This is a genomic window from Microbacterium jejuense (assembly GCF_019511665.1).
Taxonomy (GTDB): domain Bacteria; phylum Actinomycetota; class Actinomycetes; order Actinomycetales; family Microbacteriaceae; genus Microbacterium; species Microbacterium jejuense_A.
This window is the reverse complement of sequence record NZ_JAEUAW010000001.1, coordinates 206,942-225,991: the sequence shown is the minus strand read 5'-3', so window position 1 is coordinate 225,991 and position 19,050 is coordinate 206,942. Positions and strand designations below refer to the sequence as shown.

Genomic DNA, 19,050 nt, shown 5'->3' with positions numbered 1-19,050 from the left:
GCGGCGTCGCTCAGCCGCGCCCGACGAGCCGCGCGAAGCCGCTCAGCCGGGCGACGCCCTCGGGTGTGAACGGCAGATCGTCGAGCAGCCCCGGCGAGTAGATGACGTACGCGGTGTGCATCGCCCGTGAGATCGCGACGTTGAGCCGGTTGCGCAGCAGCAGGAACTCCAGTCCGCGCGGCGCATCGCGTCCGCTCGAGGCGGCGAGCGACACGATCGCGACCGCGGCCTCCTTGCCCTGGAACTTGTCGACCGTCCCGACCGGGACGCCCGGGAAGCCGGCGGCGGCGAGCGCCTCTTCGACCGCCACCTGCTGGGCGTTGTAGGGCGTCACGACGATGAGGTCGCGCTGCTCGAGCGGGCGCGCGGGTTGCGCGACCGACACGCCGTCGGCGTCGTCGGTGCGCACGTCCGTCCACGCCCGGCCGACCAGATCGCCGACGATCCGGGCCACCTCTGCCGCTTCTTCGAGGGACTGCGTCGCATTGCCGTGATGGCGCATGGCGACCGGCACGAGGCCGGGCTGGATGCCGTCGATGCTGCGCAGAGCCGTCGACGGGTGAGCCTCGAGCTCGCCGCGGTACGACAGCGTCGAGACCGTCGCGGCGACCTCCGGGCGCATGCGCCGCGTCTGCGCGAGGAAGTAGCCGAACTCGGGCGGGATGACGTCGGCGCCGTCCATGACCCAGCCGAGCGCCGAGGTGTCGACCGGGGCAGGGTGCGTGCCCTGGCTCACCTGCGGCAGCTGCTGGGGGTCGCCGAGCAGCAGCAGACGCGGCGCGGCGAGCGAGACCGCGATCGTCGAGGCGAGCGAGAACTGGCCCGCCTCGTCCACGACGAGCAGGTCGAGGCTGCCGCGCGGCACGCGTCCCTCATGGCTGAAGTCCCACGCGGTGCCGCCGATGACGTAGCCCTCGCCCTCGTGCTCGGCGGTGAACGCCGCGACCCCGTTCTTGGGCAGCACCGTGAACCCGTGGGCGGCGGCCGCGTCCTTCGGGGCCTTGCCGACCTGCGACGCCGGAACCCCCGCGGCGATGACGCGCTCGAGCAGCTGCTCGATCGTCGCGTGCCCCTGGGCCACGACGCCGACCTTGTAGCCGTGGTCGCGCACGAGCCGGGCGATGACATGCGAGCCGACATACGTCTTGCCCGTTCCGGGCGGGCCCTGCACCGCGAGGTAGCTGCGGTCGAGGTCGCGCACGGCGCGCGCGATCGCGTCGACCACGTCGTCACCGGCCTCGGGCAGCGTGCCCGACAGCGTGCGGGGCGCCTGGCGCCCCAGGATGTCGGTGGCGGGGTCGGCCGGCAGTCCGGGCGACGCCGCGATGACGGCATCCGCCCACGCGTCGATGGCGGACTGCTGATTGCCCGCGCTGGGCGGCGCCTGCGGGGTGAGCGCCAGGGGCAGCTCGCTCCACGTGATGCCGTCGACGGCCGTCTCTTCGATCACCGCTCCGTCGTCGAGCACCTCGAGCACGGTGACCGAGCGGTACGAGTGGATCCACCTCGCGCGGGCCTCGAACGGATACGGCGCGGGCAGCTCGTACAGGGCGAACGGGTTCGTCCCCTCGCTGAGCCGCGTGCCGGGAGCGAGGTCGCCGTGGATCTCGACGATCCGTCGCTCGCCGCCGCGGCCGCTCTCGGCGAAGTGCCAGTCCTCGCGCACGGTGCTGCGGGCGTGGTCGACGACGACCACGTCGCGGTTCTCGTCCCACAGCGAGACGGGCTCGCGCAGCCGAAGGAAGTGCGTGGCCCAGAACGACTTCGCCTCGCGGGGATAGTAGTCGATCGCCGCGGCGCCCAGGCGCAGGGACCGCGCCGCAGCGGAGTCGGCCCCCTCGCGGTCCACGTGGTCCTGCGCCAGCCGGTCGAGCATCGTCGCGCGCGGCGACGGCTCGTACGCCCTCTCGTCGGGCTCGGGATCGGTCGACGGCCTCAGGTCCGCCTCGCGCGCCCTGTCGACGAGCCAGTCGCGCAGGCGCCGCGTCGAGACGCAGTCGTACCGGTTGTAGTCGGCGAGGTCGTCGAGCACGAGGCCGGCCGCGGCCTCGTCGCCGTCGGCCTGGAGCGCGCGGGCGTCGACGTACCGGACGATCGAGTCGTCGCCCTTCTGGACGTCGCTGGTGCGCACCTCGTCGCCCATGTAGAGCGGCTCGAGCTTCTTGATGGAGTACGACCGCGATCCGACCCGCAGCGCACGCCGCACGATCGGGTACAGGTCGACGAAGACGCCGTCGCGCAGCAGCCGGTCCACATCGGCCTCGCGCACCCCGTGGCGGGCGGCCATCGCGAGCAGGTGCGTGGGCTCGTACGGGGCGTAGTGGTAGATGTGCATGCCGGGGTACTGCTGCCGGCGCAGGTTGACGAGGTCGAGGAACACCTCGAGCGCGCGCTTCTCGTCGGCGAAGCTGTGCGCCCAGAGTGCCGTGTACTGCTCGCGCGTGTCGACCCAGCCGAACAGGTAGTCGATGCCCCACTGCGTCGGCTCGCCGGGCACGGGCGGCTCGGAGTAGAGCGGATCGCCCTCGAAGTCGAAGAAGAGGTCGCCGTGGTCGGGCCGCGGCAGCGCACCCAGCGCCTTCGGCGCCACCACCTCGTACACCGGCAGCGGCGGAGCCGGCGGCGCCTCTTCGGCGACGGCGAGCACGACGCCGCCCTCGCCGCCGAGCACGGCCGCTTCGACCACCTCGGCGGGGTGCTTCGGCGCGATGAGCGGCGGCGTGCCGGCCGGGCTCAGCAGCTGCAGCCGCGCCTGCGTGCGCAGGGACGCGAAGACATCGGGGTTCATCCCGGCCGGTGCGTGGGGAGCCTCGGCCAGCTGCTCGATCGTGACCACGCCGCCGTCGCGCAGACGCTCGCGCTGCACGGGGCGCATCCCCGCCACGAGGAGAAGATCGCGGGATGCCACGACCTCCGCGTCGCACGTCGCGCACCGGCCGCACGCCACGACGCCGAGCTCGCCGCGGGGGTCGCCCCACGCGATCGGCTCGCCCGCCGCACCGAGGTCGAGGCGGCGGTCGGCCACGAGCGCGGCCAGGCGCTCGCGCCGCAGCTGGAAGACGGGGAGCAGATCGTCGACCTCGTGCTCGCTGACGCTCCCGTCGCCCAGCAGCAGCTGCACGCGGTCGGACCGCGGCACGCCCAGGCGATCCAGCTGATGCACGTACGCGGCCAGCTGCATGAGGGCGGTGACGCGGGCGTGCCGGGCGAGCTTCGTGTCCTGCACGAGCCAGCGGCCCTCGTCGTCCCGCACGAGGAAGTCCGCGAACCCGACGAAGGACTCCGTGGCGAAGGCGGCCTGGTAGACGACCTCGGCGTCCGAGGCGAGGGCGGCGTTCGTCCGCGCGACCGCGTCGGCGAGGGCCGCGGCATCCGTCGATCGCGTCTCGGGGATCTCGACGACGCGATCGCCGAAGCGCGCGATGTAGTCGGCCAGCACACGCCGCTCGTGCACGGTGCCCAGGCGGCCGGCGCGCTCGAGCGTCAGGTCCTCGGGCTCTTCGACCGCCGCGACGCGGCCCAGACGCGCATCGATCGCGCGCAGCCACGCGAACTCGCACTCGGCCGCGGCCTTGAGGTCGCTCGCACTCCAGACGATCCGGCCTTCGCCTTCGATGTAGCGCATGTGCTCCCCTTCTCCCCTTCGACAGTAGCCGCGCCCTACGACACCAGTCGCCCTCGGCTCCCCTGTCGCAATCGGCGCTGCCGGTCAGCGGATCGTGACAGCGGAGCCCGGATGAATGGATGCCGCAAGCCCTGCGCCACCTGCAAGACTGGGCGCATGAGCCTGCCCTTCGAGAGCGCGTACCGCCACGGGTTCGCCCGCATCGCGGCGTGCACGATCCCGGTCGCGATCGCCGACCCGGCCGCCAACGCCGAGGCCGTGCTCGAGAGCGCGCGCGCATGCGACGCCGACGCCGTCGCGGTCGCCGTCTTCCCCGAGCTGTGCCTCACCGGCTACGCGATCGACGACCTCGTGATGCAGGACCCCGTGCTCGATGCCGTGGAGCGCGCGATCGAGCGCCTGGTCGAGGCATCCGTCGATCTTCTCCCGATCCTCGTCGTGGGCGCGCCGCTGCGCCACCGCAACCGCCTCTACAACTGCGCCGTCGTGATCCACCGCGGCGAGCTGCTCGGGGTCGCACCCAAGTCCTACCTGCCGACGTACCGCGAGTTCTACGAGAGGCGCTGGTACGCGCCGGGCGACGACCAGTCGGGTCAGGACATCCGGGTCGGCACGCTCGAAGCGCCCTTCGGTCCCGACCTGCTGTTCGAGTCTCTCGACGTGCCGGGGCTCGTGGTGCACGCGGAGGTGTGCGAGGACGTGTGGGTGCCGATCCCGCCGTCGTCGCGCGCCGCGCTCGCGGGCGCCACGGTGCTGCTGAACCTCAGCGGCAGTCCCATCACGATCGCCCGCGCCGAGGACCGCAAGGACCTCGTGCAGTCGCAGTCGCTGCGCTGCCTGGCCGCGTACGCGTACGCCGCGGCCGGCACCGGCGAGTCCACGAACGACGTGTCGTGGGACGGCCAGACGATGATCTACGAGGGCGGCAACCTGCTCGCCGAGACCGAGCGCTTCCCCGACGGGCCGCGCCGCTCGATCGCCGACGTCGACCTCGACCGGCTGCGGCAGGACCGGCTGCGCCAGGGCACGTTCGACGACAACCGCCGCGCGACCGGGGCCGACGCGGAGTTCCGGACCGTCCACTTCCGCCTCGACCCGCCCCGCACCGACATCGGCCTGCTGCGCACGCTGGACCGCTTCCCGTTCGTGCCCGACGACCCGGCCCGGCTGGCGCAGGACTGCTACGAGGCATTCAACATCCAGGTCTCGGGGCTCGTGCAGCGTCTCAGCGCGATCGGCGGCCCGAAGCCCGTCATCGGCGTGAGCGGCGGCCTCGACTCGACCCATGCGCTGCTCGTCGTGGCGCGCGCCATGGACCGCATGGGCCGTCCGCGCAGCGACATCCTCGCCTACACGATGCCCGGCTTCGCCACGAGCGACCACACCAAGTCGAACGCCATCGCGCTCGCCAAGTCCGTGGGCGCGTCCATCGAGACGATCGACATCCGCCCCGCCGCGACCGAGATGCTTCAGCGGCTCGGGCATCCCTTCGCCGGCGGCGAGCCCGTGCACGACGTGACGTTCGAGAACGTGCAGGCAGGGCTGCGCACCGACTACCTCTTCCGCCTGGCGAACCACCACGGCGGCATGGTCATCGGCACATCCGACCTGTCGGAGCTCGCCCTGGGATGGGCGACGTACGGCGTCGGCGACCACATGAGCCACTATGCGGTGAACGCCGGCGTGCCCAAGACCCTCATCCAGCACGTCATCCGCTGGGTGATCGCGCACGGCGAGGGCGTCGACGAGGCCGAGGCGAAGGTGCTGCAGTCGGTGCTCGACACCGAGATCTCGCCCGAGCTCGTGCCCGCCGGCCAGGACGGGAAGATGCAGTCCACCGAGGACCGCATCGGCCCGTACGCGCTGCACGACTTCGCCCTCTTCCACGTCCTGCGCTACGGCTTCCGCCCGTCGAAGATCGCGTACCTCGCCGAGCACGCGTGGCGCGACGCCGAGGCCGGCGCGTGGCCGCCCGGATTCCCCGAAGACGACCGCTTCGCCTACGACCTGCCCACCGTGGTCAAGTGGCTGCAGGTGTTCCTCCAGCGCTACTTCGCGTTCGCGCAGTTCAAGCGCTCGGCGATCCCCAACGGCCCCAAGGTGTCGCCTGCAGGCTCGCTGTCGCCGCGCGGTGACTGGCGCGCCCCGTCGGACGGCAACGCCCGCGCGTGGCTGGCCGAGCTCGCGGAGGCGCTGCCCGACCTCGTCGAGGACTGAGGATCGTGGATGCCGGGGGCCCGGCATCCCTCGTCCACCGGCTCCGACGGGCGGCGCCGCACGCCCATCGCCCACGCTGTCGAAATCGGCATTCGCGCCAGATGCTTTCGACAGCGTTCGACGCTTTCGGCAGCACGAAGGAGAGTGGATGCCGGGCGCCCGGGCCGAACGGCGGCCTGAGCGTTTCGTCTTCGCTCCTTCGTCGCTCCGCTCAACGACCGAGATCTGGGCGCGCGGAGACGAAACGCCTGCCCGCCCCGGCTCAGGCCGGCGCCGGTGCGTAGGCCAGTGTGATGATCCAGCTGTCGCGCGACACGTCGACGAGGCGGTACTGCACCTTGCGGTCGGGGATCCAGCCCTTCGCGAGCGGGCTGTCGAGCCGCACGTGATCGGCGGCCACGCGCGCGCCGCGGCCGTCGGCGTCGCGCACCGCCTGGACGCGGGTCCAATGCGCGAGGAGCTTGGGGAGGTCGCCCTCGTCGGTGGCGAACAGGTGCGAGTGCCGCTGCATGACGTGCAGCTCGTTGTCGTCGGGGTGCGCGTCGCGCAGATCGATCCCGAGCTGCGCCGCCGGGTCGACGAGCGCGACGACGGTCGCCGCGCGGAAGCTGGCGTTGCGGATCTTGAGCGGCACCTCCTGGCCGGCGACTTCGGCGATCAACTGCGTGTGGAAGCCGAACGTGCCGGGCGCTTCGCGCTCGACGCGGACGTCCGTCGGCTCCACGCCGAGGCGGGCGGCGACGAGCTCCTTCGCCAGCTGACGCTTGCGGTCGTGCTCGGGCAGCTTCGGGTCCCAGCCCAGTCGCGCCGTGATCCCGTCCGGAGTGTCGAGAAGCACCGATTGCATGATCCACCTCATCTCCGCGGACCGTCCGCCCCTCCATCCTGTCCCTGCCCCGGGTCGCGAGGAAGGTCGCCACGCGGACTCGCCCGCCCGATCTCGGCACCTCAGCGGGGTCGCGCGTCCGGTGGGAGGATGGGGGCATGGCCAGACGTGCCACGGTGGTCGGAAGCGGGCCGAACGGCCTGGCGGCGGCGGTCGCACTCGGCCGCGCCGGGTACGACGTGCGCGTCCTCGAGGCCTCCTCCACCGTCGGCGGCGGCACCCGCACCGCAGCGCTGACGCTCCCCGGCTTCCGCCACGACGTGGGCTCGACCGTGCACCCGGCGGCGCTGTCGTCGCCCTTCTTCCGCGCCTTCGGCCTCGGCGAGCGCATCGAGTGGATCCATCCGCGTGCGTCGTACGCGCAGCCGCTCGACGGCGGGCGGGCGGCGATCGCGTGGCGCGATCTGGAGCGCACGGCTGACGCGCTGGGCCGCGACGCGCGCGCGTGGCGCGGCGTGCTGCGGCCGCTCAGCCGCCACCTCGGCGCGCTCGTGGACTTCACCGGCTCGCAGCTGCTGCGAGTGCCCCGGCATCCCGTCACGGCGCTGCGGTTCGGCCTGCGCGCCCTGCAGCTCGGGTCGCCGCTCGGGCGCAGCACGTTCGCGACCGAGGAGGCCGACGCGCTGCTGGCCGGCGTGCTGGCCCACGCGAACACGCGCCTGCCGTCACTGGGTGCGGCGGCGTCGGGACTGTTCCTGGCGGCGCACGCGCACACGGCCGACGGGTGGGCGTTCCCGCGCGGCGGGGCGCAGGCGATCGCCGACGCGCTGGTCGCGGACCTCTACGCGCACGGCGGCACCGTCGAGACCCGGCACCACGTCGCGGATCTCGCCGCCCTCGACTGGGGCGACCCCGAGGCGGGCGATCTGCTGCTGCTCGACACGACCCCGCGGCTGCTGCTGACGCACCCCGGCCTTCCGCAGCAGTACGCCGAGGCGATCCGGCGCTACCGGTACGGCGCGGCCGCCGCCAAGGTCGACTTCGCCCTCGACGCGCCGGTGCCATGGGCGCACCCCGACGTCGCGCTCGCGCCCACCGTGCACCTCGGCGGCACCCGCGACGAGATCGCGGCGAGCGAGAACGCGGTGGCCCGCGGCGGCATGACCGAGCGGCCGTATGTGCTGGCCGTGCAGTCGTCGGTGCTCGACTCGACTCGAGCACCGGCGGGCAAGCACGTGCTGTGGGCGTACATCCACGTGCCGTCGGGATCGACGCTCGACCCGACCGAGCTCGTCGTCCGTCAGGTCGAGCGCTTCGCACCGGGCTTCCGCCGCCACATCCTGGCCAGCCACGCGATGACGGCCGCCCAGCGCACGGCGTTCAACCCGTGCGACATCGGCGGCGACATCCTCGGCGGCGCGTTCACGTTCGCGCAGGCCATCCGCCGTCCGGTCGTGTCGACGACGCCCTGGCGCACGCCGCTGCGGGGCGTCTACCTCGCGTCGGCCTCGACACCTCCCGGGCCGGGCGTCACCGGCATGCCCGGCTGGTATGCCGCACGGCAGGCCATGCGCGACGCCGCGCGCCACGGCCGCGGCGAGCGCCGCGAGCTCGAGGATCTCTTCGGCGGGTGACGCGATGGACGCACTGGCAGCGGTCGACTTCGAGTTCGCACGGCAGGTGCTGCAGCGGGGCATCGCCGCGCTGTACGTCGTGGCCTTCGTCTCGACGCTGAACCAGTTCCGCCCGCTCCTCGGCGAGCGCGGCCTGCTGCCCGCTCCCGAGCTGCTCGCCTGGGCGCACACACGGAAGAAGTGGATGCTGCATCCCACCGTCTTCCGGTACCTCCGGTACACCGACCGCCGCCTGGTCGCGCTGTGCGCGGGCGGCGTCGGGGTAGCCGGCGCGCTGGCCGCCGGCATCCCTCAACTCGGTCCGCCGTGGGTGCCGATGCTGTGCTTCCTCGCGCTGTGGCTGGGGTACATGTCGATCACGTCGATCGGCCAGACGTTCTACGGCTTCGGGTGGGAGATGCTGCTGCTGGAGGCGGGGTTCCTCGCCGCGTTCCTCGGCTCGGACGACCAGCCGCCGCCGACCGTCGTCATCGTGCTGTTCTGGTGGCTCGTCTTCCGGCTCGAGTTCGGCGCCGGCATGATCAAGATCCGCGGCGGAAGCGAGTGGCGCGACCTCACGGCGCTCACCTACCACCACGAGACGCAGCCCATGCCCGGTCCCCTCAGCCGCCAGGCGCACCTGCTCCCCCGCTGGTTCCACAAGGGCGAGGTGCTCGGCAACCACTTCGCGCAGCTCGTCGTGCCGTGGTTCCTGTTCACGCCGATCCTCGGCCTGTGGGTGCCCGGTCCGGTGCCCGCGATCGTGGGAGCGGTCGCCGCCGGGATCGTGATCGCCACACAGGCCTGGCTCGTCGTCACCGGCAACTTCGCGTGGCTCAACTGGATGACGATCGTGCTCGCGTTCTCGGCCATCGGGCTGCCGGGCATCGGCGGACGAGGCGCCGACGGTGCGGCACCCGCGCTCCCCCTGTACTGGGTCGTCGTGACATCGGCGGTCGCGCTGCTGTACGTGTGGCTCAGCTGGGCGCCGCTGCGCAACCTGTTCGCACGCCGCCAGCTGATGAACGCGAGCTTCAACCGCTTTCAGCTCGCCAACGCGTACGGCGCGTTCGGCACCGTCACGAAGGAGCGCATCGAGATCGTCGTCGAGGGCACGCTGGACGACGACCCGCAGACGGCGACGTGGCACGAGTACGAGTTCAAGGGCAAGCCGGGCGACCTGCGGCGCATCCCGCGTCAGTTCGCGCCGTACCACCTGCGCCTGGACTGGCTCATGTGGTTCCTGCCGCTCGGGCGGTCGCTCGACGACTGGTTCACGGCGTTCCTCGTGAAGCTCCTCGAAGGGGATGCCGCCACCCTGCGCCTGCTCGCGCACGATCCCTTCGCGGGCGAGAGGCCGCGGTGGGTGCGGGCGGTGTCGTACCGGTACCGCTTCACGACGCGCGCGGAGTTCCGCGAGACGCACGCGCGCTGGGTGCGCGACCGGCGTCGTCCCGTGCTGGGGCCGGCGTCGCTGCGCGAGTGAGACTGTGCGTCCCGCGATCGCGTGGGCGTCAGTGGCCGCCGACGAGTCCGTCGTCGCATCCGCACGACCGGCGGACGACGAGCGTCGCGTCGAAGGTCGTGAAGCCCGGTTCGGCGTCGTCGGCGACGAGGCGGCGGATCGCGGCATCCGCCATCTCGACGATGGGCTGCGCGACGGTCGTGAGTGCGGGCCGGGCGTACGCCGCCTCGACGATGCCGTCGAACGACACGACGGCGATGTCGTCGGGAACGCGCAGCTCGGCGTCCGTCAGCGCGGCGAGGAGCCCGATGGCGATCTGGTCAGATGCCGCGAACAGCGCTCGCGGCCGCGTCGCGCGAGACGCGATGGCGCGCCCCGCGGCGAACCCGCCCTCGTACGAGAACGACGCGTGCACGCTCCTTCCCAGCGGAAGGCCCGCCTCGCGGAGGGCGTCCGCCCACCCGCGCTCGCGCTGATCGATCGCAGCCGCGTCGCCGACGAAATCGATGGTGCGGTAGCCGTGGGCGACCAGATGCTGGACGGCCTGCTCGGCACCGGCACGGAAGTCGACGCCCATCGCCCCGAGCGCACCGCCGGCGCCCCCGTACTGGTTGATGAGCAGCGTGGGGATGCCGAGCGCGGCGATGACCTGCTGCTCCGCGTCGCCGATCACATCGGCGATGATCAGTCCGCCGATCTGTCGGGCGACGAGGTCGTGCACCTGCTCGACGGCCGACTGCCGCTCGCGGTCCCTGTTCACGATGAGCATCGACCGGTCGTGGCGTACGCTCGCCGCGTCCAGTGCGTGCAGGAACTGTGCGAAGAACGGGCTGCGACTGTCGACGACGATCATCCCGATGGTGTCGGCCGTGCCCCGCGAGAGCGCACGGGCCGCCGCGTTCGGCCGATATCCGAGCGCCCGCACGGCCTCGAGCACGCGCTCCCGCGTGGCGGGCGCGACGGGTTTCGGCCCGTTGTTGAGCACGTAGCTCACGACGGCGGTGCTCACCCCGCTCAGGCGCGCGACGTCGGCGCGTGTGACGTTGCGGGGCTTGGGATGCTGGACCATTCGGCTTCCTCTCACCGGCGGCCCGCCGGCCCGGCCTACGCGGTGGCGACCTCCAGAGTGGCGACCGGCCCGATCGCATCGCCGAAGTCGGGGATGATCAGCCGCTCACCGCCACGCCGTGCCGACTCGTGCGCGATGAGCCCCGGCAGCGTGAAGCGCGCGGCGGTCCACGCGTTCACCGGCGGGAGCAGGTTCGACTCTACGGCACGTGCGAAGTCGTCGACGAGGAAGTGGTGGCTCCCCTCATGGCCGTTGTGCAGGCCGCGCAGCTCGGCGGGCACGCGCTCGATGTCGTGGATCGCGGCGTACCCCGACACGAATGCGTCACGCAGTGCCGGTGACACGTTCGCGAGCGAAGGGTCGTCGAGCGACAGCGACGCGCGCGTATCGATGAGGCTCGAGACGTCCTCGACGCTGTCGCGGGTCTGCCAGAACGACGCCGTCGTGACCTGCTCGAACGAACCGTCGGTGCCGAACCAGCGGAACCGCGACTCGCGACGATGCGAGGGGAAGCCGACGCGGCGGAACTCGTTGATCCGCATCGACCCGCCGGCAGCGAGTTCGAAGAGCGCCGTCGCGTTCGAGAAGTCGTTGCCGAACTGGCTGATCGCCCGGTCGAACACCCCGTCGCCGCGATCGTCGACGACGCCCACGGCCGACACCGCGGCGGCGTGCGTCGGCCACGCGCCCAGCACGCCGCCGATCGAGTGCGTGGGGTACCACAGGGGCGGGTAGCTGGCCGTCGACTTCCAGTTCTCACCGCCGGAGTAGCGATAGGCGTCGTAGAAGCCGAGGTCCATGTCGTGCACGTAGTCCCCCTCGGCATAGAACAGGCGCCCGAACTCCCCGGCCTGCAGCTTGCCGCGGGCGAACACCGTGGCGGGGTTGTAGTAACTCGTCTCACCCATCATGTAGACGAGGCCGGTCTCTCGGACCGCGTCGATGATCGCGGCGATCTCTTCGACGCTGATCGCCATCGGCACCGCCGAATACACGTGCTTGCCCGCGCGCAGCGCCTTGACCACGAGGGGTCCGTGCGTCCATCGCTGCGTGAAGATCGCGACGGCGTCGACGGCGTCGGACGCCAGCATGGCCTCGAAGCTCTCGAAGGTACCGGCGATCCCGGTCTGCGCGACGAGGGCGTCTGCGCGGTCCGCGAGCACATCCGTCGCGTACACCGCTGAGACGAGGGGGTGGTGGTGGAACAGGGTCGCGAACTGCCCGGCGAACTGGCCGGCGCCGACGATGCCCAGGGAGAAAGCCATGGCGAATCCTCATGCTTGCGGGTCGGCCCGGTGCCGACTCCCGGGGAGTCTGTCACGCGGAGTCTACGCGCGTCAACCTGTAGTCTGGGTCGACCGGAATCATGGAGTGAAACGGGTTCTACGCGCGTCACCTGCAGAACCGGCGAAGGACGGATCCCGCCCGTCCCGCACTCAGGGGACGAGGCCGCCGGTCTCGGCCACATCGCCGGCACGCTGACGGCGGCGAGCGGTGAGGTCGACGATGGCCACGAGGAACGCGAGCGCCAGGAAGACGCCGACCGACAGCATCCCGAACGCGTACGCGTCATGGAAGACCACGAGGTCGTCGTGCGAGCCGGACTCGCGGTAGATCGCTGCGTAGAACATCGACAGGGCGACAGCCGTGCCGACGGCGGCGCCGATGCGCTGACCCAGCTGCCCGACCGAGCCGGCGAGGCCGCCCTGCTTGACGGGGATGTCGGCCAGGGTGAGCGTCTGGTTGGGGGCGATGACCAGACCGCCGCCCGCGCCGCCGACCGTCATCACCGCCGCTGCGAGGTACGGCGTCCAGGCAGGATCGCTGAACAGCGCCGTGAGCACGAGGCCGGCCACGCACACGAGCACGCCGACCAGTCCCCACACCACGACGATGCGACCGTGCGTGGTTACGAGGTTTCCGCCGACCCACGACGTGATGGCGCTGGCCAGGGCGAAGCCGATCGACACCATCCCGGCGTACACGGGGGCGAGGCCCAGCCCGAGCTGCAGGTACAGCGTCGTCACGAGGAACATCGCCGGCGTCGCGGTGAAGTACGCGGTCTGCAGCAGCGTGCCGTTGCGGAACGACTCCACGCCGAACAGGCTCAGCGGCAGCAGCGGACTCCGGCCACGCGAGGCGTAGCGCCGCTCCCACGCGATGAACGCCGAGACGAACAGCGCGAAGACCGCCAGTATCCACCATCTCGCCGGGTTGTCGGTGGGCGCGCCGGTCGTGAACAGGAACGGCCACATCAGTGACACGACGCTCAGGCCGAACAGCAGTACCCCGACCGGGTCGAGCTGCACGGGGCGCTGCGACCGCGTGCGCGTGTCGGGCAGCAGCCAGAGCGCCAGGGCGATGGCGATGAGGCACAGCGGAACGTTCATCCAGAAGATGAGCCGCCAGCCGTCGGTCGGACCCCCGAGCGCGATCAGCAGGCCGCCGAGCGTCGGGCCGAAGGCCGTCGCGACACCGATGGTCGCCCCGAACAGGCCGAACGCGCGGCCGCGTTCCTTGCCCTGGAAGAGCTCCTGCGTCATGCCGATCACCTGCGGCATCTGCACGCCGGCGGCCGCACCCTGCAGCAGTCTCGCCACCAGCAGGAAGCCGGCTGTCGGCGCCAGCGCGCACGCGATGCTCGTCAGCGTGTACAGCGACAGGCCGACGACGAACAGGGTGCGGCGCGAACGCTGGTCGCCGAGCCGCCCCATCGGCACCAGCGTGAGCCCGAAGGTGAGCACGAACCCCGACACGATGAGTTGCAGCTCGGTGGAACCGGCGCCGAGCACCTCGCCGATCGACGGCAGGGCGACGTTCACTTTCGTCATGTCGAGGATCGTGATCGCCGCCACCGCCGCACACACCCAGAACGCCCGCCACCGGGCACCGGAGCTCAACGGGATGACGGCGGTCGTCGCCGGCGTCGCCTTGCCGGTGCGGGGCTGATCTGAGGTCGACATCGTCTTCAGGCTATCCCCGTGCTCTCGGCGGAGGGGGCGATGTAGTGTGCGGTGGGCGTCGACCGTCGTTGGTCGGGACTGCGCGGCGGAGGCTCGGGCTTTGGTCTGCACGGGTGCCGCGGCAGCGCGTTCCTGGCGACTCGCCAGGATCGGCAGCCCCACCTCGGCGAACCTGGCGACTCGCCACGACCGGCAGCCCCACCCCGGCGAACCTGGCGACTCGCCACGACCGGCAGCCCCACCCCGGCGAACCTGGCGATCCCCACCCGGGCGAATGTGGCGACTCGCCACGTCCGACGAAGTCCGCCCCGACGACTCGGCCTTCACGCCCACGCCGCCCGCCCCACGTTCTTGGCGAGTCGCCAGGAACGCCGCCCGGCCGGCGCGAAACGTGGCGACTCGCCAAGACCGCACGGCGGCACGCGAGAATGGACGGATGAGACTTCTCGTCGCCGCCCTCGAGTCCGAGCTCGTCGCCTTCGAGCCGGAGCTGCCCGGGTTCGCCCGGCTCGTCACCGGTCCCGGCAAGCTGCAGGCGACGTACGCGCTGACGCGCGCGCTGGACGCCGCGACCTACGACGAGATCGTGGTGGTCGGCACCGCCGGCGCGATCGACGCCCGGCTGGAGGCATCCGTCTACGAGATCTCGGCGGCGATCCAGCACGACGTGACCGACATCGACGGCATCGTCGGCCAGCACGTGTCACTGCCGGCGCGGGTCGAGGTCGGCCCTGAGGGCGTCGCCATCGCGACCGGCGACCACTTCGTGGACGACGCCGAGGCGGTGGCCGTGATCCGGCCGCTCGGCGCGAGCCTCGTCGACATGGAGACCTACGCCTACATCTGGGTGGCGCAGCGCTTCGGCGTGCCGATCCGCGTGTTCAAGGCGGTCTCGGATCGCGCGCAGGACGGCGCGATCACCGACTGGCACGCCGCGGTCACCGCGTGCAGCCACCAGCTTCGCGACCATCTCCGGGAGGAGTACGGGGTCTGAAACACCGCGCGCTGGGCGCCCGGCGTGGCCTCAGTGCGCGACGACGGATGCCTGACGGATGACGCTCGGGCCGTGCGGCGTCGCCTCGACGGCGAGCTGCGCGGGCAGCAGCTCCTTCATCGCGGCGACGTGGCTGATGACGCCCACGGTGCGCCCGCCCTGGCGCAGCTCGTCGAGCGTGCGCATGGCGAGGTCGAGCGTGTCGTCATCGAGCGAGCCGAAGCCCTCGTCGACGAACAGGGTGTCGAGCCGCACGCCCCCGGCGCGAGAGGTGACGACCTCGGCGAGCCCCAGCGCGAGGGCGAGCGACGCGAGGAACGTCTCGCCCCCCGACAGCGACTGCGCCGGGCGCGCCTGGCCGGTGAACCCGTCGAGGATCTCCAGTCCCAGACCGGATGCCGCACCGCGCGCCGCGCGTGCGTCGGTGTGCTGCAGACGGTAGCGGCCCGAAGACATGTCGGCCAGGCGGACGTTGGCCGCGGCGACGATCTCTTCGAGCTCGGCGGCCAGCACGAACGTCTCGAGGTCCATCTTCATCGTGTTGGGGGCGCGGCCCGCGAGCGTGTCGGCCAGGCGGACGATGGCGGCGGCCTCGTCGGCACGCACGCCGATCCCCGCGTAGGCGTCGTCGATCTGCATCCCCAGGTCGCGCAGTGCGGCGACCAGCGAGCGTGCGCTGTGCTCTGCTTCGAGCGCCTCGGTGCGCGCCCGGTCGGCGGCGTCGAGCGTCGTCTGCGACTGCGCCGTGTCGACGGGGCCGTCCGGCGCCCCGGCGAGCTCCAGTTCGAGCTCGAGCAGGCGCGCGCGGACCGCGGCGAGCTGGCTGTCGTGCTCGGCGATGCGCGTCGCCAGTGCGGCGACGGCCGACGGGTCGCGCAGTGCGGCCGTCGCGGCCTCGGCGTCGGCGAAGGGGGATGCCGCGACCCGGTCGGCCACGTCGGCCCGCGCGGCGTCGAGCGCGACAGCCGCGCGTGCGGCGTCATCGCGCGCGCGGGAGGCGGCGCGTGCGGCATCCCTCGACGCCGTGGCCTGCGCGACGCGGGCGGCGACGGTCTCGTACCCGCCGCGGGCCTCGTCGACCACAGCCTGCGTGGCCTCGATCGTCGCGGTGAGGACCTCGACCTGTGTGCGGGCTGCGGCCAGGGCTTCGAGCAGCACGGCTCGCGAAGCCTCGGCCTCGGCGTCGAGGGCGGCCAGCTCGGCGAGCTGCGAGGCCAGCGTGTCTCGCCGGGCCCCGGCCTGCTCCGCTGCGGCGACCTCGACGACGGCAGCTTCGAGCCGGTCGCGAAGCGCCTCGACGGACTCTCCCCCGGCACGCGCCGTCGCCTCGGCATGGCGCTCGCGCGCGCTGCGGGCAACGTCGGACGCCGTGCGCTCGGCGGCGGCGGCCCGGTCGCGTGCGGCCTCCGCGGCGGCCAGCAGCTCATCGGTCACCGGCTCGAGCGAGGGCTCGGCGGGGCGCGGGTGCTCGGTGGCTCCGCAGACCGCACACGCCTCGCCGTCGACGAGGTGCGTCGCGAGCTCGCCCGCGTAGCCGTCGAGGCGGCGCTGCAGCAGTGCGGCGACCTGAGCCGCCGTGTCGGATGCCGCGGCCGCCGCATCCCGATGCGCGAGCTCGGCCGCCCGGCGGGTGTCGGCCAGACCGGCAGCCTCTTCGGCCGCGACGAGGCGCGCGGCGACCTCGGCGCGCCGTTCCTGCGCTGGATCGAGGAGCGCCGCACGCTCTCGGGCGTCCGCGAGCTCGGCCTCGATACGCGCGAGCTCGGCGGGTACCGCGGCGCGCTGGGCGTCGAGCGCGACGACGTCTGCCTCCAGGCGCACCACGTCCGCGGTGGCGCGTTCGCACTCGACGCGCTGCTCGGCGAGCGCGGACTCCTGGGCCAGAGCCGCCGTCCAGACCGCGAGATCGCCGGTGAGCCGCTCGATGATCGCGTCGAGCTCGCCGTCCGCATCCGCTCCGATGTCGGCCGCGGCGCGGTGCCACGCATCGTCGGCCGTGATCGTGGCGGCGGAGGCGGCAGCTGCCGCGGCTTCGGCGCGGCGTGCGGCGTCGAGCGGCGCGCGCAGCGCCTCGGCGGCGCGGGCGTCGTCGAGGGTCGCACGGTCGGCGGCGACGACGTCGGCAGCATCTTCGAGCGCCGACAGCCGTTCGCGCGCGCGTGCCAGCTCGCCCTGCGACTTCGCCAAGGCCACAACGGCGGCATGCGCGGCCTCGGCGGCAGCACGCGCGGCCTCGGCGTCGGCGCGCTGATGGGTCGCCGTCTCAAGGCGGTACGCCGCACGCTGCAGCGCCAGCTCGACGGCTGCGCGACGTGCCGCGAGATCGCGCGGCGCTCCGGAGTCGGACGCCGCATCGACCGCGTCCTCGGCGCCCTCCGCGGTGGCGCCGAGGTCGCTCGCCGCGACGAGACGCTCCGCCTGGTCGAGGAGCGTCCGGGCACGCTCGCCGAGCGCTTCGACCTCCTGCTGCGCGCGCTTGCCGCGCTCACCGAGCTCACGCGTGTACTCCTCGTACCGGCGGGTGCCGAACAGCGCGCGCAGCAGCGACTGGCGCTCACCGCCCGACGCGAGCAGGAACCGCGAGAACTTGTTCTGCGCCAGCAGGATCACCTGCTGGAACTGCTGCGCACTGAGCCCGAGCACCTCGTCGAGCAGCAGGCCGACCTCGCGCGGCTTGGCCGCACGCCCGATCCACTCCCCCTCGACGAGCTCTTCGAGCTCGGCGCGCGTCGGCTCGGTCGTCATGCCGCCGCCGCGCCGGGCCGGCCGCTGATAGTCCGGGGCCCTCGTGACCCTCCAGCGCCGGTCGCCGACCGTGAACTCCAGCCGCACCTCGGTCGGGTCCTCCGGCTCGCAGTGGTCGCTGCGCAGCCTCTTGTCGCCGGTTTCGTACCGCGGCACGCTGCCGTAGAGCGCGAAGCACACGCCGTCGAGGATGCTCGACTTGCCGGCGCCGGTGCGACCGGTGATGAGGAAGATGCCCTCGCGCGCGAACTCGTCGAAGTCGACGGTCTGCCGCTCGCGGAACGGCCCGAAGCCGGTGAGCTCCAGCCGGTGCAGCCTCACGCCGACGCCTCCGCTCGCACGCGGTCGTCCAGCAGCTCGCGGACAAGCTCGGCCTCACGGTCGGAGGCGCCCTCGCCGTCGCGCACGTGCGCGAGGAACGCGTCGACGAGCTCGGAGTCGTTGCGGGCGCTCGCGACGCGCTCCGCGTAGGTGCGGGGCGGATGGGCGCGCCCGGCGGGCGGCGTGTGCCGCACCTCGGCGCAGTACGGGAACCGGGCCAGCAGCCGGCGCATCGGCTCGCGCTGCGGCAGCGCGTCGGTGTACACGGCGCGCACCCAGTCGTCGCAGTGGGCGGCGAAGCGCTCGTCCGTCAGCAGCTCGTCGAGGGTCGCGGTGAGCGTCGTGAGCACGCGCGGCACAGGGAGGGGCATCCACTCCACCTCACCGAGTCCGTCGGCGCCGAGCTCGACGAGCCACGAACCGCGCGGCTTGTGTCCTTCGTCGAAGCTGTAGTGCAGCGGCGCCCCGGCGTAGCGCATGTGCGGTGCGAGCTGCTGGCGCCCGTGGATGTGCCCCAGCGCCGCGTAGTCCACGCCGGCGAAGGTCGACAGCGGCACGATGTCGAGACCGCCTTGCTGAATGTCGCGCTCGAGGTGCGGCGTGGGCTCGACCCCCGCGGCGAAGCAGTGCGCGACCGCGACCGTGCGACCGCCGCGGGTGGCGGCATCCGCCCGCACGATGTCCATGGCGCGCGCGAGCACGTCGGCCTGGGAGCGCACGCCGGGCCACTCGCCGCGCATCAGCACGGGCTCGAGGAAGGGGATGCCGTACACGTGCACCGCGCCGTGCTCGTCGTGCACCGTCACCGGCGAGCCGATCGCAGAGGGGTCCGTGAGGACGTGCACGCCGTCGCGCAGCAGTCCTGACTGGAACCCCAGACGGGCGGCCGAGTCGTGGTTGCCGCTCGTGACGACGACGGTCGCACCCGCGTCCGCGATGCCCCGGAGCGCATCGGTGAGAAGGGTGTAGGCGCCCGCGGCCGGCGTGGCGGAGTCGAACACGTCGCCCGCGACGATGACGACGTCGACGTCGCGCTCTCGCACCTGGGCGGTCAGCGCGTCGAGCACGCCGCGCAGCGCATCGAGCGTGGCGTGGCCGTGGAACGACCGCCCGATGTGCCAGTCCGAGGTGTGCAGGATCCGCATGCAGCCACGGTACGTTCGGGCACCGACATCCGCGCCGAGGCTGGCCGCGCGCCCGCAACACGCCGGT

The 19,050-nt window shown here is 72.7% G+C and carries 11 protein-coding genes; 4 read left to right on the top strand and 7 right to left on the bottom strand.

Annotated elements, in window-relative coordinates; genetic code table 11:
- Positions 1–10: 10 nt before the first annotated feature.
- Positions 11–3,625 (bottom strand): TM0106 family RecB-like putative nuclease, encoded by a 3,615-nt coding sequence (locus JNB62_RS00995; RefSeq protein ID WP_220299012.1) that lies wholly within the window; start codon positions 3,623–3,625, stop codon positions 11–13.
- A 156-nt stretch (positions 3,626–3,781) separates the two neighbouring features.
- On the opposite strand from JNB62_RS00995, the gene JNB62_RS00990 reads away from it, so the two are divergent.
- On the top strand, positions 3,782–5,842 hold the full coding sequence (locus JNB62_RS00990) for an NAD(+) synthase (RefSeq protein ID WP_220299011.1): 2,061 nt from the start codon (positions 3,782–3,784) through the stop codon (positions 5,840–5,842).
- 262 nt (positions 5,843–6,104) lie between these two features.
- Here JNB62_RS00990 and JNB62_RS00985 read toward each other — a convergent pair whose 3' ends face one another.
- The gene (locus tag JNB62_RS00985) at positions 6,105–6,689 is read right to left on the bottom strand and encodes a hypothetical protein (protein WP_220299010.1); all 585 of its coding nucleotides are present in this window, start codon (positions 6,687–6,689) and stop codon (positions 6,105–6,107) included.
- 137 nt (positions 6,690–6,826) lie between these two features.
- Between JNB62_RS00985 and JNB62_RS00980 the strand changes: the two genes are divergently transcribed.
- Positions 6,827–8,302: a phytoene desaturase family protein gene (locus tag JNB62_RS00980; protein WP_220299009.1), complete on the top strand. Its 1,476-nt coding sequence runs from the start codon at positions 6,827–6,829 to the stop codon at positions 8,300–8,302.
- Positions 8,303–8,306: 4 nt separating this feature from the next.
- A complete protein-coding gene (locus JNB62_RS00975; protein ID WP_220299008.1) occupies positions 8,307–9,767 on the top strand; it encodes a lipase maturation factor family protein in 1,461 nt (486 codons plus the stop codon).
- Between the two features lie 28 nt (positions 9,768–9,795).
- Here JNB62_RS00975 and JNB62_RS00970 read toward each other — a convergent pair whose 3' ends face one another.
- From JNB62_RS00970 to JNB62_RS00960, 3 genes are all read right to left on the bottom strand, one after another.
- A complete protein-coding gene (locus JNB62_RS00970; protein WP_220299007.1) occupies positions 9,796–10,815 on the bottom strand; it encodes a LacI family DNA-binding transcriptional regulator in 1,020 nt (339 codons plus the stop codon).
- Between the two features lie 35 nt (positions 10,816–10,850).
- Positions 10,851–12,080: a Gfo/Idh/MocA family protein gene (locus tag JNB62_RS00965; protein ID WP_220299006.1), complete on the bottom strand. Its 1,230-nt coding sequence runs from the start codon at positions 12,078–12,080 to the stop codon at positions 10,851–10,853.
- Positions 12,081–12,251: 171 nt separating this feature from the next.
- Positions 12,252–13,778, bottom strand: coding sequence for an MFS transporter (locus JNB62_RS00960; protein ID WP_220299005.1), 1,527 nt, complete (start codon positions 13,776–13,778; stop codon positions 12,252–12,254).
- Positions 13,779–14,214: 436 nt separating this feature from the next.
- Here JNB62_RS00960 and JNB62_RS00955 point away from each other — a divergent pair, with 436 nt between their 5' ends.
- Positions 14,215–14,772 carry a phosphorylase family protein gene (locus JNB62_RS00955; protein WP_220299004.1) on the top strand — a complete coding sequence of 186 codons (558 nt, stop codon included), beginning with the start codon at positions 14,215–14,217 and terminating at the stop codon, positions 14,770–14,772.
- A 30-nt stretch (positions 14,773–14,802) separates the two neighbouring features.
- Here the strand turns inward: JNB62_RS00955 and JNB62_RS00950 are convergent, their stop codons facing one another.
- Together JNB62_RS00950 and JNB62_RS00945 are read right to left on the bottom strand one after the other, a co-directional pair.
- Positions 14,803–17,838 carry an AAA family ATPase gene (locus JNB62_RS00950; RefSeq protein ID WP_220299003.1) on the bottom strand — a complete coding sequence of 1,012 codons (3,036 nt, stop codon included), beginning with the start codon at positions 17,836–17,838 and terminating at the stop codon, positions 14,803–14,805.
- A complete protein-coding gene (locus tag JNB62_RS00945; RefSeq protein WP_220299002.1) occupies positions 17,835–18,983 on the bottom strand; it encodes an exonuclease SbcCD subunit D in 1,149 nt (382 codons plus the stop codon). Before JNB62_RS00945 ends, JNB62_RS00950 begins: the two co-directional genes overlap by 4 nt.
- Positions 18,984–19,050 lie beyond the last annotated feature (67 nt).